Source organism: Aeromonas sp. R2-2 (assembly GCF_040908355.1).
Classification (GTDB): domain Bacteria; phylum Pseudomonadota; class Gammaproteobacteria; order Enterobacterales; family Aeromonadaceae; genus Aeromonas; species Aeromonas veronii.
Window position 1 is genome coordinate 23,687 of record NZ_JBFODQ010000049.1, and the last position, 24,730, is coordinate 48,416.

At 42.1% G+C, this 24,730-nt stretch carries 17 protein-coding genes and 4 pseudogenes; 3 read left to right on the forward strand and 18 right to left on the reverse strand.

Annotated features, from left to right (window positions below):
* Positions 1-21: 21 nt before the first annotated feature.
* The 15 genes and pseudogenes from AB5Z09_RS08830 to AB5Z09_RS08900 all read right to left on the reverse strand — a co-directional run bounded on the left by AB5Z09_RS08830 (position 22) and on the right by AB5Z09_RS08900 (position 15,645).
* Entirely contained in the window at positions 22-429 is a 408-nt protein-coding gene (locus AB5Z09_RS08830; RefSeq protein ID WP_368195092.1) for an ester cyclase, read from the reverse strand.
* Positions 430-614: 185 nt separating this feature from the next.
* A complete protein-coding gene (locus AB5Z09_RS08835; RefSeq protein ID WP_368195093.1) occupies positions 615-2,303 on the reverse strand; it encodes a non-ribosomal peptide synthetase in 1,689 nt (562 codons plus the stop codon).
* Positions 2,304-2,472: 169 nt separating this feature from the next.
* On the reverse strand, positions 2,473-4,032 hold the full coding sequence (locus AB5Z09_RS08840; RefSeq protein WP_368195094.1) for an AMP-binding protein: 1,560 nt from the start codon (positions 4,030-4,032) through the stop codon (positions 2,473-2,475).
* 1 nt (position 4,033) lies between these two features.
* Positions 4,034-4,291, reverse strand: coding sequence for a hypothetical protein (locus AB5Z09_RS08845; protein ID WP_368195095.1), 258 nt, complete (start codon positions 4,289-4,291; stop codon positions 4,034-4,036).
* 102 nt (positions 4,292-4,393) lie between these two features.
* Positions 4,394-6,025: a phenylalanine aminomutase (D-beta-phenylalanine forming) gene (locus AB5Z09_RS08850; protein ID WP_368195096.1), complete on the reverse strand. Its 1,632-nt coding sequence runs from the start codon at positions 6,023-6,025 to the stop codon at positions 4,394-4,396.
* A gap of 246 nt (positions 6,026-6,271) precedes the next feature.
* Positions 6,272-6,667, reverse strand: coding sequence for a hypothetical protein (locus tag AB5Z09_RS08855; protein ID WP_368195097.1), 396 nt, complete (start codon positions 6,665-6,667; stop codon positions 6,272-6,274).
* Positions 6,667-7,494 carry a hypothetical protein gene (locus tag AB5Z09_RS08860; RefSeq protein WP_368195098.1) on the reverse strand — a complete coding sequence of 276 codons (828 nt, stop codon included), beginning with the start codon at positions 7,492-7,494 and terminating at the stop codon, positions 6,667-6,669. The genes AB5Z09_RS08855 and AB5Z09_RS08860 overlap by 1 nt, the downstream gene beginning before the upstream one ends.
* 1 nt (position 7,495) lies before the next feature.
* Positions 7,496-7,828, reverse strand: coding sequence for a hypothetical protein (locus tag AB5Z09_RS08865; protein ID WP_368195100.1), 333 nt, complete (start codon positions 7,826-7,828; stop codon positions 7,496-7,498).
* 124 nt (positions 7,829-7,952) lie between these two features.
* Positions 7,953-10,145, reverse strand: coding sequence for a beta-ketoacyl-[acyl-carrier-protein] synthase family protein (locus AB5Z09_RS08870; protein WP_368195101.1), 2,193 nt, complete (start codon positions 10,143-10,145; stop codon positions 7,953-7,955).
* Between the two features lie 20 nt (positions 10,146-10,165).
* Positions 10,166-10,915: an SDR family NAD(P)-dependent oxidoreductase gene (locus AB5Z09_RS08875; protein ID WP_368195102.1), complete on the reverse strand. Its 750-nt coding sequence runs from the start codon at positions 10,913-10,915 to the stop codon at positions 10,166-10,168.
* Positions 10,908-11,576 (reverse strand): hypothetical protein, encoded by a 669-nt coding sequence (locus tag AB5Z09_RS08880; RefSeq protein WP_368195103.1) that lies wholly within the window; start codon positions 11,574-11,576, stop codon positions 10,908-10,910. Before AB5Z09_RS08880 ends, AB5Z09_RS08875 begins: the two co-directional genes overlap by 8 nt.
* An 85-nt stretch (positions 11,577-11,661) precedes the next feature.
* Positions 11,662-11,949: a hypothetical protein gene (locus AB5Z09_RS08885; protein ID WP_368195104.1), complete on the reverse strand. Its 288-nt coding sequence runs from the start codon at positions 11,947-11,949 to the stop codon at positions 11,662-11,664.
* Between the two features lie 1,117 nt (positions 11,950-13,066).
* Positions 13,067-13,198: pseudogene (locus AB5Z09_RS08890) on the reverse strand (IS5/IS1182 family transposase); the annotation flags it as partial.
* A 201-nt stretch (positions 13,199-13,399) separates the two neighbouring features.
* Positions 13,400-14,251, reverse strand: a pseudogene (locus tag AB5Z09_RS08895) (IS5 family transposase); the annotation flags it as partial.
* 378 nt (positions 14,252-14,629) lie between these two features.
* Positions 14,630-15,645: pseudogene (locus tag AB5Z09_RS08900) on the reverse strand (IS110 family transposase).
* A gap of 609 nt (positions 15,646-16,254) precedes the next feature.
* Between AB5Z09_RS08900 and accD the strand changes: the two are divergent.
* The gene (gene accD / locus AB5Z09_RS08905; RefSeq protein ID WP_368195105.1) at positions 16,255-17,124 is read left to right on the forward strand and encodes an acetyl-CoA carboxylase, carboxyltransferase subunit beta; all 870 of its coding nucleotides are present in this window, start codon (positions 16,255-16,257) and stop codon (positions 17,122-17,124) included.
* A gap of 518 nt (positions 17,125-17,642) precedes the next feature.
* Here accD and AB5Z09_RS08910 read toward each other — a convergent pair.
* The 3 genes and pseudogenes from AB5Z09_RS08910 to AB5Z09_RS08920 form a co-directional block, all read right to left on the reverse strand.
* Positions 17,643-18,044, reverse strand: a complete 402-nt coding sequence (locus AB5Z09_RS08910; protein WP_368195106.1) for an H-NS family nucleoid-associated regulatory protein — start codon at positions 18,042-18,044, stop codon at positions 17,643-17,645.
* Between the two features lie 708 nt (positions 18,045-18,752).
* The gene (locus AB5Z09_RS08915) at positions 18,753-20,858 is read right to left on the reverse strand and encodes a hypothetical protein (RefSeq protein ID WP_368195107.1); all 2,106 of its coding nucleotides are present in this window, start codon (positions 20,856-20,858) and stop codon (positions 18,753-18,755) included.
* 335 nt (positions 20,859-21,193) lie between these two features.
* A pseudogene (locus AB5Z09_RS08920) lies at positions 21,194-21,892 on the reverse strand (IS5 family transposase).
* 832 nt (positions 21,893-22,724) lie between these two features.
* Between AB5Z09_RS08920 and AB5Z09_RS08925 the strand changes: the two are divergent.
* Positions 22,725-22,952: an AlpA family transcriptional regulator gene (locus tag AB5Z09_RS08925; RefSeq protein WP_104014281.1), complete on the forward strand. Its 228-nt coding sequence runs from the start codon at positions 22,725-22,727 to the stop codon at positions 22,950-22,952.
* Positions 22,949-24,514, forward strand: coding sequence for a YfjI family protein (locus AB5Z09_RS08930; protein WP_368195109.1), 1,566 nt, complete (start codon positions 22,949-22,951; stop codon positions 24,512-24,514). Before AB5Z09_RS08925 ends, AB5Z09_RS08930 begins: the two co-directional genes overlap by 4 nt.
* Positions 24,515-24,730 lie beyond the last annotated feature (216 nt).

The following is a 24,730-nucleotide window of genomic DNA, read 5'->3' on the forward strand; positions in this document are numbered from 1 at the left end:
TTCTATGCCTAGGTTATCGGCTTATGCTGATTGCTGTTTTAACCAAATTTCGCTGTACATTTCGTCATCGACCATAAACCACAGCTCTGCGACTTTCCCACCAACAAATCGTTTCTCTACCATAATTTCAATATCACGGGGTTGTCCTTCACCTTTCAGCGTAGCCTGGCGATTAAGGCGGGCATATGTGCGGTCACCGACGGCAAAAATCGATTCTATCGAAGTTGAGATCGATGCGTGTTTTCCAACAAATTCAGCCATCCCCCCTTTCATCTGTTCAACTTTCAACGTTGTGCCTTTAAAATGGCACTTCGCATCTTCATGATAATAGTCATTGACGACAGGGCAATTGCCCGTATCAAAAATATCTGTATACAGTGACTTCACAATGCTAATGTTTTTCAGCTCAATCTCATTGTATTCAGCCATAACGTACTCCATTCATATAATGCCCAGTATCGGGCGGGTTGGAAAAAAGTGAATTATAATCACCACTCGAAAAACAAGTCTATCGCCCAAAAACGCTGACGATTTATAATTAAATTGCATCAATGTCAGTGATAGCATTGCAGCTTATTCATTTTATTTCACCACACAAAGCGAAATAAAAAACGTCAAACATTCATCTTGGTTGCCACTAACGAATCCACACCCTGCAATGTTCCTGCAGTATAAAGGTCTAGTAGATTTACTTTTATATCAAACTGCTCGTTCAGGCGATGACAAAACGTGAGCATAGATAGAGAGTCAAAGCCAAGATCAAACAGACCAATATTGAGCTGCTGAATAGGCCTATCCAACACCTGTTCAGCGACACTCTTAACCGAAAGTCCAACTGGGTCGCATTGAAACATCTCTAGTTTATTTGTCGCCATATTAATTATAAGTTTGACATCCACTTTACCGTTCAAATTAAGTGGCCATTGAGTGTTTTCTATAAAAAAATCCGGGAAAGAAAAATGACTCAATTGAGATCGCAATCGAGCAATGATCGTATCCAGCCCTACAGAGCCCCCCTGTATTTCGAGCAAAGCCACAAGATGACCTTTCCATATAAAGCACAGGGCTTTTACAACAGATTTATCGCATTCTATTGTCTTTTCAATATCATCGAGTTCAACCCGATGACCATTTAGTTTAACTTGGCGGTCATGTCGCCCCAGAAAATAAAACTCTTGGTCCGATGTACACTCGACGATATCACCGGTGTCGTAATAACGAATACCCTCAATCATTGTGTACACTCTCTCGGTTTCAACGGGGTTATCGTGGTAGCCCACGGATAAACCTTTCCCCGTCACATGTAATCTACCGATACCGGTTCTACAGTATTTCCCTGAGTGTTCATCTAAGAGAAGATAACCAACCCCCTCAACCAGCTTTCCTATTGGAATCCGTTTCTCACGTTTCAGTTTATGGAGGTCTAACTTCGCAACAGTTGTGAAAACTGTATTTTCAGTCGGACCGTAACCGTTGTACAGTTGTGTACTTGGTGAACATTCCAAAAACGATACCGCAGAGTGTAAATCAACTTTATCTCCACCAACAATTAGATGTTTCAGACATGCTAAAGCTCGGCAATCACCGGACGACATATGACTACTGAAAAGGCCGGCAGTCATCCACATACACGATACCTTGTATTGTTCAATGACATGAAGAAGATGGTCATCATCCAACACTATCATCTTATCCAAAAGCAGCAATGTGCAGCCTGAAAGTAAGGGAGTAAAGATTTCGAAAGTAGACGCATCAAAAGACAGTGACGAATAAGACGCCACAACGTCTTCACTACTTAAGGAAATAAAAGAAGGACGATATAATAAATTAAGCACAGAGCTTGCTTTGACCAGAACCCCTTTGGGCTCTCCCGTTGAACCTGATGTATACATAATTGACATCACACCTTGCTTTTGATGGCTAGGAAGTGCCTGCATGTGCTCATGATTCAACAGGGTGTGTGAGACAAGCTGTCCAGTATCTAAACACACATCATTAATCACTCGAACCTGAGAGAACTTTGATGCTATCTGAGTCAAGAATGAATGGGGTCTATCGCTATCAACAGGTATAAATGTAATGCCACAGTCTATGGCGGATAACATCAGCGTGATGGCTTTTAGTCTATCTGCGACATTGATAATGACAGCCGTATCACTATGTGAAATTTCTTTGTTGCAAACGTCGATAAAGTGGCCTAACTCTGTATAAGAATACGCTTTGTTATTAAAAATAATCGCTTTTTTATGCCCATAGCGCCCTCTCACCGACCGAAGCAAACTTTTCAAGTCAGCATTACTCACCAATTTACTCCTCTTACTTTTCAACTATTTATGATGCTCGAATGCGTTATCCATATTTAGGATGGTACGCATTTGCAAATAAGGTTTAGAGAAAAAATTTTATTTCGACACAAATATAATCTTGTCATAACATTAATGAATCCAAATAAATTTCAGAGCAAAGCCAGATTCATTTAATGTGTAATAAAATGAATTTTTTATCGCTTATGTTTTGCTTAGCACGGATGAAAACCGAGCTCACTAAATGTTTAACTTTATTTCTATCTAACTTTGAATTTGGTAGTTTAGGTAATGAGTCAAAAACGGCAAAAACATTTGGCATCATATATTTGGGGAGCAACTCACCTAATATTGATATACATTCATCAGGATTAATCAACAACGTATCTTCGTATGAAAGAACCAAATAGTCTTTGTTATCATCCGTATGTTTGTGCAAAAAAACATCACCAAGGTTAAGTTTTTTCTTTATATTTTCAGCAACATCTTGAAGGTGCACTCTAAATCCATTCAGTTTTACTTCGTCATCTGAACGCCCAAGAAAATAGAAAATCCCATCATGGCCGACTTTAACAATATCATTAGTGCAGTAGTATTTTTCATCATCAACTAAAATAAACTGGTTATCAACTTGCGACTGATTAATATAACCTTTCATGACTTGCTTACCAGATATAAATAGCGTCCCCTCTCCAAAATTTGAGAAGCCAGAATTTGTTCCGATTAAGTAATTAGTACCATCAAATGGCTTACCAATACTGATATCACCCACTAGGCTATCGATGGTGATCTCGGAAGAAAAGCAGCACATTGTCCCTTCTGTCGGGCCATACGCATTGATGACCTTCAGACCAGGTATGTTTTCTAGCAATTTTCTGATGGACTGTCCGTGAGGCTTTTCAGCACCAAAAAGAATCTGGTTTAGAGATCTAAGTTGTTCAAAACCTGTCGCATTTTTGAGCTGTGGCAACAGTATCTCTAGCACTGATGGAACACAGCTAAATCTGGTGATCTGATATTTTTCAATTATTTTCGAAAAAATTTCTGGTATGAACGGAGATTTGTATAAGTAGACCGAGTGTCCATACAAAGGGGGTATAATACTATCGAGTATGGTCATGTCGAAATACAATGGGCCAATCGATAAATATTTTTCTGACCTCTCACTTACGAACCTAGGATATAACGCATCTAAGAATGCATTTAGGTTTCCGTGTGTTATTTGAACTCCTTTAGGCTTACCTGTCGAGCCGGAAGTAAAGATGATGTATGCAACGGTGTCTGCATCAACATCTGTCATATCAATGAAATAATCTTCGCTTGATGATCCTGACCTCCCCTTAGATACTATACACTTACTTGGTATTAAAAGGTCTTGTCTAAAGCTGTTCTCTTCATTTATATATGAATGTTCAGCCAAAATCATATCAGGCTGAAGATCTGACATAATCATAGCTAAGCGGCTTGTGGGTAAACTCTTATCTAGTGGACAAAATGAGACGCCTTTTAATAAGCATGCATAGAAAAGGGCATACTCTGAAAATGATTTATCCAATAATGATACAACTTTTTTTCCTTTAGTTATCCCCATTGATTCAAAGTAATTGGCAATAATAACAACTTCCAAATACAGCTGTGAGAAAGTTATTTTTTTCTCAAAATCATAATAAGCGACATCACTATTATTCTTAAACCTAAGAATCATCGATAATATGTTTTTTTTTGTCATCTCAAGCCTTTTTTTCGATAATTGCAGAGTACACCCAAGAGACCATTTTATCTAGCGTATCTAAGTGCTGTTCATCGCCAATATTACTACCAAATGACAGACCATATTCTCTGTTTATACTGTAAACAAACTTTAGAATATCTACCGAATCGAGAAGTTCTTTTAGTTTTACCTCTGAAGTGTTCTCTACGCCATCGCCGTATTTGTTTATTGAATTTAATTCATTTCTTAGTGCTTTTTCGATCTCAGTTCTTTCCATCTTTAAATATCCTATATCATTCGCCCTGTGATTCATCACCATGTAACAATAAAGTCAGTAGCACTATTAGCATGGATGACTAAGTTGCGAATGCTTTAGTTATTAAATATCGCGATTATGTGTCAACACAGAGTGAGCAATTGTTTCAATGTAATCTGTAATGGTTATATCCTCTGATAAATATGGCACAAATGTACGTGTCTGTTCATAGAGCAAGCGCGTACGTTTTGACAAACCAGCGGTGCCGCGTATGTCAATGGCCTGACAAGCACAAAGTAATTCGAACGAGACTACATATTTCAGATTTTTTAACTGCTCCCTAACGCGGCGAGCAGCAACCAGCCCAAAAGAAACAATATCTTGAAAATCTCCTGTTGTGCTAAGAGACTGTATTGACATTGGCATACAGGAAGCTCTGGACTCAGCAGTGATCGATGCGGTCATAAATTGTCCCCCCATCAACCCCAAACGTAACCCCGCATTTTCTGCGCACAGAAATGCTGGTAATCCGTTACTATTAGACTTATCCATGAATCTGTCGACTCGACGATTAGCGAGGTTCATCATCGTCACCAGCGAAATATTCAGGTGATCCATGGCCATGGAAACGTATTGGCCATGAAAATGGCCATTATGGAATACCTCTTCAGTAATTTGGTCAATCAACGGATTGTCATTTGAGGAATTCAACTCATTAGTCAACGTTTGTTTAATGTTCTTAAGGCTATCAGCAACTGGCCCAAGAATTTGAGGTGTACAACGGATCGAATACGCGTCCTCGATCTGATGGTTACTAGCTTTGACGCAACCATCCATTTCCTCAACGATCATCTTTTCGACTTCATGCTCGCTCACAGCCAACCCAGAGTCAGCCAATGTTTCCCATATGGTCGTGGCGACTTCAAGCTGCCCTAAATGCGGCTTCATTCGGTGCACTTCAGGTTCAAATGGCTTCGTTTTGCCGTGTAGTCCTTCAATCGACAGCGATGTGACGGTCAGGTACTTGTCGAATAATCGTTTCACTTCGTCATACAGTAGTGCCCCCAAGCCAACCATAGCTGAGGTGCCATTGATCAGAGCTAAACCTTCTTTAAAGCTGAGCGTCATTGGAGAAACCCCCGCTTTTTTTAGTGCCTCCAATCCACTCATCTGCTCACCTTTGTAACGCGCTTTCCATTGTCCTGTGCAAACCAGTGCAATGGCGGCTAGTGGTCCCAAATCACCACTTGTCCCTAGTGAGCCTTTTTCAGGGATACAGGGGACCACCCCTTGGTTATAAATGTCGATTAATTTTTTGAAGTTAATGATTGAAATGGCTGAGTTACCACGAGACAATGACACTATTCGTGCCAACATTGTGGCCCTTACCGTTGTATCGTCGAAATACTCACCCACATTAGTTGCGACGGCGTTAATTAAGTTATTCTGGAGCTCATGAGCTTTATCGAGAGGAACTATATAGTTAACGAACCCCCCCATACTCGTATTGACGCCATAAATAACTCTATCATCTGAAACCATCCTCTCTAGGATGTCGCGTGATTTTTTCACTCTATTAAAAATATCATCATCCAATGTGACCGGTTGATGATATTTCGCTGCGTGAGCGATCTCTTCCAAGGAGATATCTTTACCTGATGATATGTGGAAGCACGACCTATCAACTTGAGAAAAAATCTCCTCGCATGCGTTTTCAGACTCATTGCAATTCTTTTTAATAATATCCATATTCATCCATCAATCATTTTCAGGTAGGCTTGGTATATTTTATCTAACCGATACGAACAATTTATGTATCAATTATTAAGTTTTTATAAACATGTGACATAACGATAAAATATTTTTTAGATTCAGCAAATACTTAAAGACTCATTTTAATTAAAAATTTTGACTCCGCTATACGAATGTGGTGACAGTTTTTTAATATTAGATGCTGCATGCCGACACATTTACGCCATGATCGTATTAAAAGATGCTGTATCAATCTGAGTTTGACAGTAAAATACTACAAGATAGGATCGAGTGGTTGGTCTTGGTAAAGGCTTCGCAGTGATATACATACTTATCATCAAGAGAACTGATCATCTTTGTAACTAAATGGTAGCCGCACAAGAGCTCTCCTGCTTTCTGGATATGTAGGTCATTTAAACCAACTAAATAACCATTAAAATCAGGATTGAAATTGTTCTTTATATGAATGCCAGCTGCCTGAGCTAATGACTCAACAATCAAAGGCCATGCATTTTTGCAATACCTTTTATATACCTTCTCTTCAGAAAAATTCGCAGTAGCCATCATTTCATATGATGTCATGTTCTCAACGGTTTCAATAAATGAAAAAGGTGAAGTATGAGCCCCTCTCATAAAATCTAGCATTACTTGTAATCTCGCTGATAAGGATGAAAATTAGTGAACCCTTCAAATTCAAGATTGATACTGCTCATCTGCATTTTACTCTCATCGATACATTCAATGATCTCATCCACTAATTTAGGCTCATGCACATATTTCTTAAAATCAAAGTAGTCCCAGTAAAACAGCTCCACTTTATGTAAAGCTAAAACATCCTGTAGTGTCCTCCATACTAATCGTTCTAGCCCGCGTATTTTTTTGTACGAACGATGATGAATAGCATCGAGCTCTAAATCACCACGTCGGTACTTTTTCCATAGGTCGATAAAGAGATTGGATTTGTCTTTAGGAATGTTATCAAATTCGAAATCAATAAAGGTCTTAGTTTTGTTTTTTTCAACCATATCAATGGTGACTGTTGGATCCAAAATTTTCCATTTATTACTTGCATCGCACCAGTATTCAAGGACGATGTGTTCCACATAGGAATTGGGCTCAAAATATTCACACAGGCAGAATCGATATCGTGCCGGGATCGACAGCTCACGCATGATCCCGAGACATAACAATGAAATGGTTTGACAATTACCAATTATTTTCTTTTCGAAAGGATTCTCTGTTCTTAAATTCAGCCCTCGTCTCTTTACTTCTTGTAAAACTTCCGTAACCGTTCGTAGTTCATAGTCTTTATATCGGAACAGAGGGATTTTGTGAGCATTGATACCACTTTGATGTTCAATAAGGTTTCGACAACTTTTTGCAATACTCAGTAAAGAGTGGCAGTTGACATCGAGATGAGGCGTCGCGCCACCTAAGTCCGTAATATCTGATTGAGTCGAATAGTCGATCATATTATTTTTCTTTTATATAGCTGGCTTTGAGTACTTTGCCTGTGTCACTTTTGACAGTACAAATTATTTTGTCTAGTTGATTGTTAATTTTAACGGTAACTTTTTCGTTTGGTAGAACTGTTTTGTAAAACCGTGCATTATCAATCCCAGAAATACCCACCTCAATTATTTTCAATAGGTTATCATATATGGTATCTAACAACAGAACTCCTGGGACAACCGGATTATTAGGAAAATGCCCATCGAAAAATAGGCAGTCGCTGTTAAATAACATGGAAAATGATCCTTCAGAGGCTACATCAATAATAGCCCCATGTATATTTTTGTTGTTCAAAATAAATCGCCTGCAGGTTTCTGATATTAAATCCTAAAGAAGGACATTAATGGCAAGAAGACCGAGTTGTTTATCCACCGCCAATGAGATAAATACACGCCCTCCCCTTGAACTATGTTGCCAGTCAGCCTTTATTTGAGATGATGCATGCTCCTACATTGGAAGAAAGGTCAATGGATATGACTAACACGTTGCTCTTGATACCCATCGAAATCATCTCAGTTGCATCAACGATTTGTGTCATGAAGTCGGATGACAACCTTTTTTCCATCTTACTCTCAACGATGAGATCAGGGTGATATTTAGTCAACACACGTTTCACCCCATCCAGGATGTGACTGTCCGCCAATGCGTTTGATACAAGACAATATTCAATTTCATTAAAGCTAATACAGGCCTCTTCACAAGATTCGAGGATGAGCCGCGCCAAGATGCTATGAAACTTCTCATCATTCCTGAGCACCAATCCATTATAAGACGAGTGAACCATGCTTCTAACCCATGCTATTGGCGCATGCTCACAATTGGAAAGTTGCCCCCGGCTCGAAAGAAGAAGAGCCGCGCTGCCTTTAGCCATCAAATAGTCTGAATCAGCAAATAATTGATGAATAAGATTTTCTTGAACCTGGGTGACATCGTCACTTGAACAGGCAACCATGAAGTCTTGTGTATCACTTCGCAGAAGATCTACAGTATATTCTAACGCAGCAGTAGGACTGCATAACACCGTTGAGTGGCCACTAATCTTATGTGCTATGGATACCTGACCACAAGTTGCACTGACAATATGCCCAGGGAAGTGGCGTGCACTTGCATATTTTGGATCACCCTCATAGATCGATGTCAGGAAACTTTCTAGACAACGTTGTGGGCGTTGTGAGTTGCCAGTGACAACCCCAGCTCTGTCATTATTTTTTAATACTTGTTCAAAACCATTGACTACATCGCCTACCGATTCTATGCAATATTTTATTTCAGGTGAATCTCTTTTAAATCTCTTGTTTTGTAAATGAATCTTGCATTCATCCTTAACGACCCCAATTTTGGAGTCAATAACAGTTTTTTTCACTCCATCATTCGAACTTGCTTTGATGATTGGTATTGCTGACTTAGTATATCTTTTCTTTCGTTCATTCATTCGCTTAGTAACAATAACGGAACTGTTACTGCCACCAAATCCAAAACTATTTGCCAGGACGGTATAGACTTTATCGCTAGGGTAGTTTTTGTAGTTGAGGTTTATGGGACTGCATCCTTCACGCAATTCTCTCAAGTTGTTGTTCTCTGGCGTAATTCCAGCATCCAGTAGGTATAAGACACTAATAAGCTCTATGATGCCAGATGCCCCTAAGGTATGGCCGTAAAATGGCTTCATTACGCTGACTGGCACATCGAGACCAAATAATTTTTCATATGTATTTGATTCTGGAATATCGTTTGCTCCCGTACCGGTAGCATGCGCTGAAATTAAATGGACATCATTTCTAATCAGGCCTGCTGCCGATAATGCTGCATCAATTGCCCGAATGGCACCAGCCCCATCGGGATCTGGCGAGGTTTCATGATACGCATCGCTGGAGGCGCCGTATCCGGTGATTAACCACTTATTATTAATGTTATTTTTGCTCTTAATAAGTATGAGTATACCTGCCCCTTCTCCCAGGTTGATTCCTTTAGGCTCAGAAAACGGCGCACATCGTCCTTCATTCAAAGCACTTAGACTGTTGAAACCGGCTACTACAGGTAGGTCGACACAATCAGAACCACCACATATCACAACATCGGCTTTATCAGAATGGAGTAAATCCGTCGCGATCCCTACTGCTGTTAAGCTCGAAGAGCAAGCGGACGAGACGACAATTTTCTTCCCTTGGATGTTGTAACGAGAGGCTATAACGTTCCCGCAATGGGATAACATTGAAGACATCAGTTCGCTGTGTGTTACTGTGTCCTGCTCGCTCTGGAGCACCTTATTAAACATTTTTGAATAACTGTCAGTGCCGGAATTATAGCTACCTAATACGATAGAAATACGACGCTTATCATACTGAGCTAGATTTATTCCCGAGTTTTTTATGGCGGCTTCAGTAGCTCTCAAGGCAAAAATTGAGGCATTATTTACCCAGCCTTGTTTTCTAAAAGACTCTGTACATTTTTTATCGAATACAGACACAGTTGCATTCTTAATCCCCAACTCATTGTATTCATGATTGTTGATTAATAGATGATCATCTGTGGAAAAACGTATTAACTCGCCTAGATCAGTAACAGGGGGTGTATAGATCCCCATACCAGATATTACAATTGAATCTTCCATAACCCCACCTTATTCTGTTTCTAACAGAACTTCCCGCCATCAATATGGACAACCTGACCTGTCAGGTAATTACAATGCTCGCCACATAGCCAATTTACTATTGAACTCACGTCTTTCGCTCGCCCAGTTCGCTTTATCGCCGACACTTGCAGCACGTGAGAATAAGTATCTTCAGGGAGATCAATTATCATGTCAGTATCGATGTAGCCAGGAGCAACCGCATTCACGATTATATTGCTTTCAGCTAGCGTCCTTGCACATAACCGAGTAAAACCATTCACTCCAGCTTTCGTAACACTGTAAGCGACCTGGCCAGCATTCCCACATAGGGATGTGTTTGATGATATGTTTACAACCCGTCCTAACTCGTCATTTTTCGTCGACCTTTTCAAGGATGGTACCGTAGCCATAGTCATATTAATCACACCTTGAAGGTTAGTTGATAACACGGCTTTGTTTTCCACTTCGTCACAATTAACGAATTGTTTACTCAACGTCACCCCAGCATTATTTACCAGAATATTAATTGTACCGTACTGACGTTCAACCACTTCGACTACTGACTGACACATCCGAAAGTCTTGGACGTTTAGCTTATGAACGGAACAAGATACACGGCTTTCTGTCAGCAGCATCTTGACCTGTTCTGCGCTATGAGCATCGCGTGTATACGTTAACGCTATATGAGTGCTTTCAGAGGCAAGATCCATGCAGATTTCTCGCCCGATCCCTCTTCCACCTCCAGTGACGAGCACTATTTTCTTAAGCATAGTCGACCACTCCATTACCTAGGCGGATCGTTGCTCCATTAATCGGAAAATTATTTTCAATCATTGATAGGATAAAGCTAGCAACCTCTAAGTAGCTATTCGATTTATATTTTAATGCGTAGTTTTTTAGAAATTCTTTTTTCTGCCTACTGAGGTTCAGTTCTTGTAGTTCTGGTTGGATAATCAGTGAGTTGAAAAACATATTGTAACGAGAATACTCTTTCGCTAAGGATTTCGACATTGATATCATGGCTTCGTTGTATGTGGGTGAGCTATCATGCTCATCTACATAACCAAACGAGTCGTCTTTTAACAAAAAGAAAAACTTACAACTATCCAACTTCATGTTGGCCAACACAACTCGTTTGATTACCTTCATCAAATTATTAATATCATCAACTAGCTTACTTGAGAAAATGTCATTGCAATCAAAAGTGATATCGCCATTAAATATAGTCCTCAAGCACTCCTCTTCATTATATCTCATATCAACAATGACATTGCTATATACTAGACCATTCGCTTCCAGCTGCGCAACCATATCTTCTTTCACATAACCGGTATTATTCAATGAAAGCAGTACAACATTGTCCTCAATGATATTACCAATCAAGTAATCAATGACTGTTGATTTATAATTTCTTATGATTAAAGTTTTCATGTTATTTTACTATCTACGATTTGAGCGATTTTTAGGCTGTGGGATAAATTCAACTTCCAATTGAGTTGCATTTATATAATTAATCTCAGCGTTCGCTGCATTTCTCGATAACTAACTCGGTAAGTGTCATAGGGGATTGACAATGCTTTTCCATCAATTCTTTCGTGATCTCACCTAAATCAATTTTGTATTCCTTTTGTATTCCAACAAAAATATCTAAAACATCGACAGAATCTAATGCCAAGCCTTCCTCCGACAATAATGGGGTATCATCCTTTATATCTAAGAGTTCATGCCCCCACTCACTGAGGTCGAGGTCTTCAAAAATAATTTTTTCTTTTATATAGTTTAGGATTTCAATTTTGTTTATCATTATCAATAATCTCTTTAAGGTTTAATTATCTTACTAGGTAAATTTTACATTGACCAACTTTGAATTCCACCTACGCATCCAATATAATTCGATACATCGTTATGCAAGGTAGTTATGTAGTTTAAACAGTTGTTCAAAAGTTTACATGTTGTAACTTATCTATTGGAGACACTGAATTAAAACATGAACAAGATACAAATTTTATACGCCGAGCAACGCAAAACGGACAGCTTCCTTTCGACGGACGAATTGAGTCCAGTTATCTTCAGTTAACACTCTATTATTTTGTTTGCGACGTTCTTTTTTCAGCCTCCTTAATAAATCACGATTTGCCGAATCACGAAGATCTACACTAGAGTACTTACGTATTGGAGAGTACAATTTACTGAACGATATATTTTTTTCCGCAATGATCTTGCACTCAGGGATGGTCCAATCATGGCAGGAAGAATGATCTTCGCACTGAATTAGAGCTGCATAAAGATATTTACTTCCTTCAGAACCAAAATATTTAATACGAAGAACTTGTGATGAATATGATATTTTCATACCTAGTTGAGGGAGAAGATTCGAAGTAACTGATGTCAAATAGACTATTCGTAGCGCCATTCAGCAACACTCCATAGTGTGAATTTTGTATACGCATTCCATAACAATACGCATAAAAAAAGGGCACCTGACAGTGCCCATGCTGCTTCTTTATTAATGTCTTGAAACAGTAACGACAAATAATATTTACCGTTCTTTCCCGTCCCTTGCAGTAACGGTCTGCGCCTTCGGTATAGCGCCGTATTTAGTTAGGGCATGTTTCATGTCCTCCCTGCGCCCCTCTCGGCGCTTTAGGACATTATTCCACTACACTAAAAGTGTAGTAATGCTTATTACTGTTGATTTATTAAGTCATTTTAGAAGCAATTTGAGTTTGTTTCTTTTAGGTTGAACTCAATATTGGCAATCTCCATACGACACCAATTAAAATATTACATCAGCATCTTTTTTGCAACAGTTTTGTCAACAAAACCACCAAGCGCAACATCTAACTCACATATAGCATGATTAACGGCGTTGTTGCCCAAATCAACCAGCAAGTCATGACTTCCTCAGCTCCAGGTGACCGCTACACTCGGGGCTGTCTGACGGGCAGACCAAGGCTGTTCAATTTATTTATCGCTCCAACATACGCCATCACTTCCCCAGGGCGAGAGCGTGAACTAAATGTTAATGCGCTGGTTTTTTATGTTATCAAGCGACCTGTTTGCCTAACATTTAAGCTAATCCGAACAATTCAATAGACGGCAGTACGAGCGATACTTATGCCATTTGCTGAAACCGGCCTGTCGAAAATATGGATACGCTTTAGATAGTGCTGAATGAAAACCTCGCAAGCAAAAAATGCTTATTAATTACTCAAATTCGCTTGTTTTTAACAAAATATTCACGCTCTCGCCCTGATCACTTCCCCTACCTGACCGTTGTATTTTCGCAGACTAATTTTCCCCGCCAGCAACTGCTTGAACCGATACATTGCCGTCTCTGCCAGCGAGCGACGGTGGTATCCCGATATTTTCTTCCAGTGCGCCAGCCCTTCCTTGCGCATCACCAGCACGGCCTCATTTCTTGGATGCCCCTTTTTCCATAACCCCGCGCTCTTACGATGCGGGATACAGGCTGTCGCCCCTTTGCGCAAGATAAGCTGATGGCTGGCTTTGCTGTCATAGGCGCCATCCGCATAAACACGCCCCAGTTTGCGCCACAGTGGATTGAGCAGAGTCGGCAATACCTCAACATCATGGATATTCTCCAGCGAGATTTCCGCCGCCACGATATCGTGAGTGGCTGGGTCTACTGCCAGATGCAACTTGCGCCAAACTCGCCGTTTCTCGGCGCCGTGTTTTCTGACCTTCCACTCGCCTTCACCAAATACCTTCAGCCCGGTTGAGTCGATAACCAAATCGGTAATACGTCCTTTTGGGGGCTGTCGATAAGCCACCGTCACCGTGCGGGCCCGCTTGCTTACACAACTGTAGTCGGGGGCACAAAGCGGTATGTTCATCAACTCGAACAGGGGGTCGAGTAGTCCCTGAGTGGCCCGCAGAGTGAGGTTAAAAATCCCCTTGAACATCAGGAAGGTACAGATGGTCTGGTCGGTGCAGAGCTGACTGCGGCTCCGGCGCCCATGATGGTCGTGGTGGAACCAGTTATCCATAGTCCCTGCATCAACCCAGAAGGTAAGGGAACCACGGTTAATCAAAGAGTTGTTGTATGTAGGCCAGTTGGTGATGGGGTGAAGCGATGTGCCCATGAATGCAGACTTGAAGAGGATGGTGGTGATCAGATCACCAAGCCCTCAGTTAGTTCCATTCAAGCTGCATCGATTTGGGAAACATAGATAGTCGCCCTGGTTTGCCAAGCCCTCAATCGATGAAAGTGAGTCAGGTGGAGATTGCAGCCATAGATCCGGATTTTGATCGAGGCTACTGCCTCTATCCCTGATGGAATTCGCTGGCTGGCTCCGCTATCAACGCCACGTACTTGGAAGTACTTTGTTTCCCTCGGGTTTTACCAGCCACGGTCTGACCTGTCTCGCCATCACTTCATGATTGCCTGTGCAATCGGTGCTTCCTTACCAATTTTTGGTCATAGGGCTGTCAATCAGCCCTTACATTGCCAAACCTGTTTTTCATGCGCCTATGCCATAGTGGGCATCATATTTTCTGTCGTGTGCCAGCAATGCCCAGATGATTCTAACCGTCTTGTTGGCTTGCGCTACCGCCGCCACGTTAGGGTTGCGCCGAGCCATCACCCCGGCCAGCCAGCTTCCCGAAAACGACTCCTTGCGTTCTGCTACTCGTAGCACCGCCCGAGCGCCATGAATTAACAAGGTGCGCAGATAGCTGTCGCCACGCTTGCTGACCCCAAGCAAGTTCTGCTTACCACCACTGGAGTGTTGCCGTGGCACTAACCCCAGACACGAGGCCAATTGCCTGCCATTCTTGAAATTTTTCGCATTGCCGATGGAAGCAACCAGTGCGCTTGCGGTGATAGGGCCGATACCTGGCAGCTGGGCTAAGGTTTGGCTGGCGGCACTGTCCTTATGCCAGCGAACGATCGCGTCCTCCAATTCATTGACCTGCTTGTCGAGCATCTTGAGGAGCTCGTGAAGTCGCATTAACAAATGGCGAAACGTTCCTGGCAAGCCGTTTTCACTGTCCTCGAGCAGCTCGGGAACGTGTTTGCCTATGTGGGTGATACCTTGAGGAAGGATGAACCCGTATTCTGCTAACAGGCCCCGGATCTGGTTGGCTTGAGCAGTCCTGGCCTTGATGAAGCCCTGTCGAGCACGATGCAAGGCCAGGATGGCCAATTGTTCGCTGCTCTTTATCGGCACGAACCGCATGGTGGGCCGAGTCAGAGCTTCACAAATAGCTTCGGCATCCGCAGCATCGTTCTTGTTGGTCTTTACATAGGGCTTAACGAACTGAGGCGCCATCAGCTTGACGGTATGCCCCAGCCCTTGCAATTTATTGGCCCAGTAATGGGCACTGCCGCATGCCTCCATGCCGATCAGGCTAGGAGGAAGATTGCTAAAGGCTCCCGCTTCAACTGTCTCTTTAGGACCGTCTTGCCATGTTGATCAACGCCATGTAATTGGAAGAGATGTTTTGCCAGATCGATGCCGATAGTCGTAGCCTTCATGGTGGTCGCCTCTCTCATCAGTGGGAACTTACATTCGCCACTTTGGCACTCTGATGCCATTTTGTGGAGGGGCGACCATCCCATTAACGCCATTACAGATTCGAACCGTGCCGAGGGGTTCAGGGACTAACCGCCGGATATCATCGTGCGCTGTGGACTATAGTTTCCACGCCTGCTTCAACGCCACCTCCCATCGCAACCATTTTGTCATTTACAACCATCACTACAGACTGGGCTGTATCTATTGGATGAGCGGTTTTTCAGCCCGCTCCGGTCCGTTGACTACAAGCTTCAAGACGCCATTGCTCACACTTATAGAGTAGACAGCCGAGCCATTGACCAATCGGAAGCAGAATCTTGCTGGGCCATCCGCCTTGGCGGGTGGCCTCTGCCTATACAATATTGATTACCTAACTAAGCTAGCGTTGCTAGGGAGCTGCTTGGCCAGTTGTGGCTGCCGGACTCGGCTCCGGGTAGGACCAGTTTTTAGTAACTGCGCCTGAAAAATTGTGGTTTAATGAACCGTTATTTGTCGCATTCGAGCTCTTAACTTATTGAATAAACAAGGTTCGAGGCGTTTTGTCAGGCAAAAAAGCATTTAGGAGTTCTATGAGCTGGCTTGAGAAGATTCTTCCCAAGAGTAAGATCACTGCCCCTCGTCGTCACAACATTCCGGAAGGGGTGTGGACCAAGTGCAGTGACTGTGAACAGGTGCTCTACCGGGCTGAGTTGGAGCGCAATCTCGAAGTGTGCCCCAAGTGTGATCATCATATGCGCATCAGCGCCCGCGCACGTCTCGAGCGATTCCTTGACGAGCAGGGGCGTACAGAGCTCGGTGTCGAGCTGAAGCCGCAAGATATACTTAAATTCAAGGATGCCAAACGATACAAGGATCGTTTATCTGCCGCCCAGAAAGCTACGGGAGAAAATGATGCGTTGGTGGTAATCAAAGGGACCCTCAAAGGGGTGCCAGTTGTCGCCTGTTCATTCGAGTTCTCCTTTATTGGCGGCTCTATGGGATCCGTGGTCGGAGCACGCTTTGTGTGCGCTGTCGAAGAGTGTATAAAGGAAGGCCGTGGCTTGATCTGCTTCTCCACCTCCGGTGGGGCTCGCATGCAAGAATCACTTTTCTCTCTGATGCAGATGGCTAAAACCAGTGCGGTGCTGGGCAGACTCTCCAAGACGGGTTTGCCCTATATCTCGGTGCTGACAGACCCGACCCTTGGAGGCGTATCTGCTAGCCTGGCGATGCTTGGTGACATTATTGTGGGCGAGCCCAAGGCGTTGATCGGCTTTGCCGGTCCTCGTGTAATCGAGCAGACCGTGCGCGAGAAACTACCGGAAGGGTTCCAGCGCTCCGAATTCCTGCTCGAGAAGGGTGCTATTGATCTCATCATCGACCGCCGCGATATGCGTGACCGTCTGGCCAACCTGCTAGCCAAACTGATGAATACTCACATCATCGAAGAGGCAAGATGACTTCAAACATGTAATAATACCAAAGCCGGTCGATAATCGACCGGATTTACAATTGGAGGTGAACTCATCTGCCCCATACTAATATGAGGCTAGGGCTGGTAGGCACCGTTGCTGCATATTCCATCATCATAAAAGTACACATATCGTTTTAGACCCAGATCCAGCTCCCGATCTTAGTCCCCCAATGCTATTTCAGGTATCTTGTATTGACATGACCAATTCTTCTTTTAATTGTGCGATCAGGTAAATAAATTAAGCCAGAAAACAGCAGGGCCACCTCTTAGCTACCCTCTCATATTAAAAGCATGCTAGCAGTACGTTCATCGAAAAAGTGAATATGCATTATTGAGAAAACCACCGGTATCGTGCCAAAAACCGCATAAAGCCTGGATTTATCTTATTGGCGTGCCACATTGTAATGCTCGGTCGAAAAGAGCATATTTACTCTCAACCCCACGCCACACTTAATTCATATGAGGGGGCTCTAAGGCCCCCCTATTTACATGACCTTTTCTATATTAGATGAGGAACTCGTCCAGCTGACGCCCTTGCTCGACCTGCTCAGCCAGGAATTTGGGTGTGCGACCCTGACCGGTCCAGGTTTTCTCTACGCCATTCTCAACATAACGGTATTTCGGGGGCCGAGGTGCTCGTTTAGCTTTAGCCGCAGTCGCTACTGCCGGGGCACTGCCAACCAACTCTGTGGGATCAATACCTGCTTGAGCCAACATCGCTTGGAACTCAGCCAGCTTTTGTTGGTGCTCAGCATTTGCAGCTTGTTCTTTCTCCGCCAGCTCCAACCGTTCCAGATAAATCATTTCAATCTTCTCGTGGGCTTCTTTGAGTTGGTCCAGAGACAACTCACGCATTGCGGCCCGCAGACTGCGGATGTTCAACAGAACTTTCAGAAATTCACTCATAGATATCCCTTAATTAAATACTAATAGCCATGCGGCCAGTCATCTCTATAGTTCACAACATGGAACATCATACTGCGATATAAGACTGTGCGAGGAGTATAGGATAGTATCATTGTGATAGCGATACAAGCTATCACGCATCATATATACAAGCAGCCGTTACACCGAATGCCTATCAAATGCCTACATGAACTTACTTACCCCATGCCCTCACGGGCATCATAGATAAAAACACATGGAGAAAATAAATGATTTCGTTTTTTAAATGGATGTCACCGAGTATGGATAAATATATCTATAGAATATGCCAGGTTCTGATGTACAGCTTGTCAATAAATTTAACCATAGGTGTTTGGCAATCATATTCATCCGTATGGCTTCATCTCTAGCCATGACTTTACATTCATGTTCGCAAATAGTTACGTACAGAGCCGGTAATAAAATATGCAAACCAATCAAGGGCCTTTCTTGAGTCTTTTGTGTGATATTTTTGATATTCGTATCAAAAAATATCTGTGAATATCAGATTTTGAGCACTGGTGGTTAACAATCAGAACCGACTGGGATAAGGCTGATGGGGCTTGTCATGATAGCCCAAAGTCACAGAAGATTCATTATTTTACCTCAACGTGAAACGAACCTCCGGCATGGCCGGAGGTTCGTCTGTTGCGAACATCTCAATTATTTTTGGCCTGGAGCCCATCACGGTTATTTTGGCTTCTTGTCTAGCGTTTTATGGTGTTGATACGCCAGATACAATAACTCTACCACCCTGGTATTTTTACCTAATTCAACAATGCTTTTGACATTGTCACCAGGGACAGAGAATAACAATATAATGGTTAAGTGATCTAAGAGGCAGAGACCAAGGGAGGAATCATTAATTCCACGAATAAGCGACTCCGTTAGTTCTGTTTCAGTTATTATATTTTTGGTACATAAATCCATAGCAAAAACTTCTGGTGCCACATTGACACTTACTTTATCAAGTCCATTCAGGATTTTCTCTGAAATCTCATTAAGTTTGTCAAGAAGGTTGTGGATAATCAATGGTGATGAATAATTGAGTTTTAACAAATTAACTCTGGTGATGTTTGCATCTTTACTGTCAGCGAAAACACCCTTTGTCACAGTATGTCGAGCCACCGTGAAATTATAGCAATATATTGCTTGAGATAATATGTAATTATAGGTATTGGCACCAAAAATAATTGAGGCTTTCAAATATTCCTCCTCTGGCATCCAGGCCTCTCTACACTTCATATTATCAGGCTGTATTACATAGGATGGTAAAACGCTAGGAATGGTGACAAGACCTTGATGATTTATAATGTCATTTATTTTTGGCATTAAATGTTTATTGCCAATCTTTTTATTAAGATTGTACATCAGACCAATATGAAGAACAGCAAGTGCATATTTTACAAACCCGAACAATTGAAATTTCACTTCAGAAGCAGTGTTTATTTCACGTAAAGCTGATGTTGCATCTCCATGCTTGATATAATCAAGCGCCTCAATCAATGGTATATATTGGCCAAAGTACTCTGCATCATTAGTTGTGAGTTTATCGTCATTAACATGACATCTTGCCATGTCATAAATACAAGAAAAATTTGACTTATTGAACACGTGAAGATTGTATTTCTTTGCTTTATCAAAATACTTGGCGTAAGTCTGTGCATCACTACAAATCATAGGTGGCTCAATTTCAGGAGGCAGAGAGACCATCTTTGATAAATGATTTTCTTCGCTTAACGATGACATCGTTAAGTTAGTTATAGCACAAGGCTGAAAATGCTCTAACATTAAGCTATAAATATATCCACATATGTTCTCAACATAATTACGCTTCTTTATATCTAAAAAAAACTCTAGACTGATATTATTAATAAAACACGTCTTGAATTCATATTCAAAAAGCTCATGGTAATTGGTGATAAGTGCGCTGTGCATGTATGACCATAAACCCAAAAGATTGCCATCTTCCTTTTGATAAGGGCTATAGAAGCTATTATATAGCCTTAACATAAGGCCCAAATTGTTCATTTCATTGTCAATATCTTGCAATATTATAATGGCAGTATAAGCCGCCTCAATTTTGTCTATTATAGTGTTTGTAATTTCTCTCGACTCTGCACTTTCATTTTTTAAATCACGATCCATTTTTATGCGTTGATGTAAAGTCACACTGGTCTGATTCGATCTTTTCGAGAACTCATCTAAGTAACTAAGAATACCTGGTATTATAGCTTGAGGCGTATCATACGAAGAAGCTTGATTATGTACAGCCTGAAATAACTGATTAATGTATTTTTTAACATATCTTTTAGCAATGGTTTTATCTAAAACCTCAACACCATCTTTTTTCTTAATTATTTCTTCAATTCCAAGAATTCGATCGAGATGAAAGTATATGGAATTTTCATTAGCACCAGCATGAAATATGGCAATATCGACACACATTATAGGTGATAATATCCAATCGATATAAAACTGGGTGGGATTACTTGTACGACTGGCTAAATAAAAGCATTGTCTAGATATGAAATTATAAATACTCTCCAATATGTTAAGATGATTATCTTTCATCGCTTGTGGTACATTAGACCCTATATGCAAGCGATTAAAAATTGCTTTCATTCTTGAGGTGTTATTGTCTATATCAGACCTTGATAGATCAACTTCATGATAGTGTTGACGGTGCCCATCATATTCAGACTTTTGGATTTGTTCATTTTTTCTGGCATTAGACCAAAGGCCAAGAGTATCTTCTATTGCGTATAGAATTGTAGCAAATTTGTGTGTTGTCATTATATTGCCTATTGGATTCTTATCGTTAAATATAAAGTGAGTTCCCAATATCACTTGACTTATCCATCTAAATTGAACGACAGCCGAGCCACATGATTGTCATTTTGGAATCTGACGAGCATTTATCCGCTCAGTTGCGTATACATTTCGAACAAGTTGATCACCCTCACTACAACATTCTTCGTACCATATCCATTTCTACCGTTACTGATCGGTTTGTACCAGCGTTCTCATCGACTCACCTTTTAGACTGTGATGCAGTAGCCTATTCGCTATCATCGGGTGGCTTACCATCAGGTACCACTCACTAGGGGGTGTCGTCATAAGATTGAGGCCTACATGTATGCGCAGCGGATCTGCACTGTGGCTACAAACCAGCCTGTGTTTTTGGCGTATCTTGTGGCAATGCCTCGCCATTGCTTCAGATGAAGGAAGGCGTTTTCTACCAAATGCCTTGCCCGATAAAGCCCCCTGTCGTGGTCTCGTTGTTCCTTACGATTCCGTTTGGAAGGTATGACGGGCTCCATCCCCTGGACCTGGGCGGTATCAATCAATGAATTGGTATCATATCCCCTGTCCGCCAAGAGATACGCGGCCTCCAAACCGTCAATCAAGGTCGCGGCTTGCGTACAATCTGCGGTCGAACCCGATGTAATGATGCATTATATTGGCATTCCATGTCCGTCGACGGCCAAATGGGTCTTGCTGTTCAGCCCCCCCTTAGTGACCCCCATATCCTGATTACCACCTCGAACACCACTGGCATGGGGATGAACCTTGATATGGCTGGCGTCAATCATCAGCCACTCGCAATCAGGTTCATTTATCAGACGTTCTTGAAGACGAGCCTAAATGCCCTTGTCGCGCCAACGACAAAAGCGGCGATGGGTGTTTTTCCAGTCCCCGTATTCAGAGGGCAAGTCACGCCAAGGAGCCCCTGTGCGCAAAACCCAGAAAACAGCGTTGATAAACAATCGGTTATCACGAGCAACACGACCCCATTGACCTTTTTGCCCCAATAGATGAGGTTCGATTAAAGCCTATGCACGGTCTGAAATATCGTGGCGGCGACAAGCTGGTGTTGACATGAACTGATGATTTTTACGTTAAGGGGGTGGGTATTGTACCGAAATCAATCAGCCCCTAACTGGTAATTGGCTGCCTATGGCCGAATTCCCTTGCTGATACCAACCCTCTACCACTTCCAGCAGACACGCCGCTTGTCGCGTGCTCAAATCTAGTAGCCACAACACCTGCTTTGCCAGCGTCAGGATACAAGCGTTTATACCCGCTATCTGCACGAGCCACGCTCAGCTCTTCCAGTAACCAGCCCAACCGGTAGTTACGAACCCGCACATATGCTGCTGGCTGTTCGTTCGTCCAGGGAGCGGGCAACGTAGTTTTTATCGCAACCCGTCGCCCCAGTGATCAACACGTTCTTACCAACACAGATAATTCTCTGTGAGCAACATCAACTCCGGCATGAGCCCCAACTGCTCGACTGGCATGTGCGGGGTCAATTGGGGGATGCCAGCGCGTGTGCACTCTGGCCCTGCCGCAATGCCCTTTGTTGTTCAAGTGATTGTGATGACAAGTCTCCTACGCCACGTAGCTTTACGTGAGAGTCCTTGAGACTGGCCTGGCCCTACGACAGCGGCACCATCACGATGATATTTGAGGAGGTCTATAGATGAATTGCCGATGGGGCGGGCACAGCGTCAGAGCGTGCTGGCTAGCGGCCTCCAGCCTGGTATCTGTGTGGTGTAATAACTCGAGTTTTGCCCACGTAATTTCACCCCAGGAATTTTAGTTTCGAACACTTCATCATGGGGACTCCTGAATCAGAGATAGGAAGGAGAGCACGCAATGCCACACACCACAGATCGCATCATTAGGCTGCCAGAACTCACAGAGATGATTGGTCTAGCCAGATCAACCATTTATGACAAGCTAGACATCAAGTCAAAACGATACGACTGCGATTTTCCGCAAGCAATAAAGCTGGGTTTGTCAGCTGTCGGCTGGCGTCAAAGTGACGTCAACCAATGGATTGAAAATCGTTCAAAAAAATCAACTAAAGGATGTGAGAAATGAATATTCGCCGAGAAATCAGGAGCGCTATCGAAAACTTGGATGAAAAAATCCTAGCCCCCTTGGATGATATTTCTCACGCAACAAAAGCACCTGAGTTTATGATATTAAGTCAGATGCTTTCAGTGATGAGTATAGCTGCGCAACCTTTGGTTGACATTAGAACACCAGTGGGTATGCAGTTACCTGTTTCACTGTATTTTCTCATTCTTGCCGCATCCGGTGAACGGAAAAGTACGGTTGATAAGTTATTGATGAAGTCTATCCGTGAATATGAACTCTCTTTGGCAACAAAGACAGAAGCTACATATGCGAATTATGTAATAGAACTTGAATTGTGGGAACTGAAGCAAAAGGCTCTAAAAAAATGCTTAGAAAAAAATCATCATGATAGCACTACCTTTAACGAAGCTGCCGAAGAATGGCGTTTACATCAATTATGTAAACCGATTCAACCAATCACTAGACGAGTGCTGATAGATGATATTTCAGGTGCGAAACTGAAAATGATGCTATCAGAAAAAAATTCCTCATTGGCACTGACTTCAGATGAGGGTGGGACCCTACTATCTAGCGAGCTGATAAAAGACCATTCACTTTTTTGTTCGCTATGGTCTGGGCAAACGATAAGAATCGACAGGGCCAACAACACTGAGATACGAATTGATGGTGCTCGCCTCACAATAAGCATCCAGGTTCAACCTGATATATACACATCATTTAGAGAAAAAAGTGGGGCTTCATTCAGAAGCTCTGGACTTGATGCTCGCTTTTTGTTTTGTGAACCAACATCTGAGATTGGCAATAGATTTGAGGATGAGTCTGTAGATAGTGACTTGCCATTCCAGGGCTTAAATGCATTGTGCAATTTTAATACAAGAATTGAAGCTTTGCTGAGAGAGGGGGAAGCTTGTATAGCTCGTCACTGTTTGAAAATGACAGATAGTGCCGAAATATTGTGGCGTCAAAAATTCAATGAGATTGAAGCTCATATGCAACGTGGTGAATACCTGATGGACTATACAGATTTTGGCTCAAAGTTTATGGAGCAGGTTTCACGTATCGCAGCCGTTCTTCATGTTTTTACTCACACTGACTATAAAGAGCATTCTGTTAATTACAAAACTATGGATATGGCAATTCACTTGACAGAAATATACTTGCATCAGGCCTTGGAAATTTTTACAAAGCCTGACAAAAAAGATCTATCAGACCAAAAAGATGCTGACACATTACTCGCCTGGATTAAGCATAACTGGCGGAATAAGTGGATTTTAAAAAGTGACATAAGACGAAGTGGCCCCTATTGCATGCGTGATTTAGGCAGGTTAGATCGCGCAATTGAGATCCTTATTGCTACGGGAGACATTTATTGCTTCAGGAGAAAGCAGTCCCTGCTCATCTCCTTGTCATGGGATAGACATCCAAGTTACATACGTGACCGTTATAGGCTGGAGAAAAATTGTGGACGAATTAAAGGGTTGGTCCCCTACTACGGAAAATATAAATCAAAAATTCCATTGCGTATTCAACGCACACGTAAATTATTAGATGCATTCTGTTGAATGAGAACTCTCGACATAAACAATAAGCTATGCTTGCAAGTCATCTGAGATATTTCTAAAAACATATATGAATCCATAAGTTTACAGAAACCAGAATTCCATATATTTAGTGTTTGCACTATTTTTAGTGCACATAGTTACATATGCATAGGTTGAAACCAGCATTATTAACTTACCAATGAAATCCATTTGGTTAAGTGGTTTATATTATTCATT

Coding starts and splice junctions, on each gene's coding strand:
- AB5Z09_RS08870 (WP_368195101.1), bottom strand. CDS start 10,145: ATGGAAGATTCAATTGTAATATCTGGTATGGGGATCTATACACCCCCT.
- AB5Z09_RS08845 (WP_368195095.1), bottom strand. CDS start 4,291: ATGGAAAGAACTGAGATCGAAAAAGCACTAAGAAATGAATTAAATTCA.
- AB5Z09_RS08885 (WP_368195104.1), bottom strand. CDS start 11,949: ATGATAAACAAAATTGAAATCCTAAACTATATAAAAGAAAAAATTATT.
- AB5Z09_RS08875 (WP_368195102.1), bottom strand. CDS start 10,915: ATGCTTAAGAAAATAGTGCTCGTCACTGGAGGTGGAAGAGGGATCGGG.
- AB5Z09_RS08930 (WP_368195109.1), top strand. CDS start 22,949: ATGAATATTCGCCGAGAAATCAGGAGCGCTATCGAAAACTTGGATGAA.
- AB5Z09_RS08915 (WP_368195107.1), bottom strand. CDS start 20,858: ATGACAACACACAAATTTGCTACAATTCTATACGCAATAGAAGATACT.
- AB5Z09_RS08860 (WP_368195098.1), bottom strand. CDS start 7,494: ATGATCGACTATTCGACTCAATCAGATATTACGGACTTAGGTGGCGCG.
- AB5Z09_RS08840 (WP_368195094.1), bottom strand. CDS start 4,032: ATGACAAAAAAAAACATATTATCGATGATTCTTAGGTTTAAGAATAAT.
- AB5Z09_RS08925 (WP_104014281.1), top strand. CDS start 22,725: ATGCCACACACCACAGATCGCATCATTAGGCTGCCAGAACTCACAGAG.
- AB5Z09_RS08910 (WP_368195106.1), bottom strand. CDS start 18,044: ATGAGTGAATTTCTGAAAGTTCTGTTGAACATCCGCAGTCTGCGGGCC.
- AB5Z09_RS08850 (WP_368195096.1), bottom strand. CDS start 6,025: ATGAATATGGATATTATTAAAAAGAATTGCAATGAGTCTGAAAACGCA.
- AB5Z09_RS08830 (WP_368195092.1), bottom strand. CDS start 429: ATGGCTGAATACAATGAGATTGAGCTGAAAAACATTAGCATTGTGAAG.
- accD (WP_368195105.1), top strand. CDS start 16,255: ATGAGCTGGCTTGAGAAGATTCTTCCCAAGAGTAAGATCACTGCCCCT.
- AB5Z09_RS08880 (WP_368195103.1), bottom strand. CDS start 11,576: ATGAAAACTTTAATCATAAGAAATTATAAATCAACAGTCATTGATTAC.
- AB5Z09_RS08855 (WP_368195097.1), bottom strand. CDS start 6,667: ATGCTAGATTTTATGAGAGGGGCTCATACTTCACCTTTTTCATTTATT.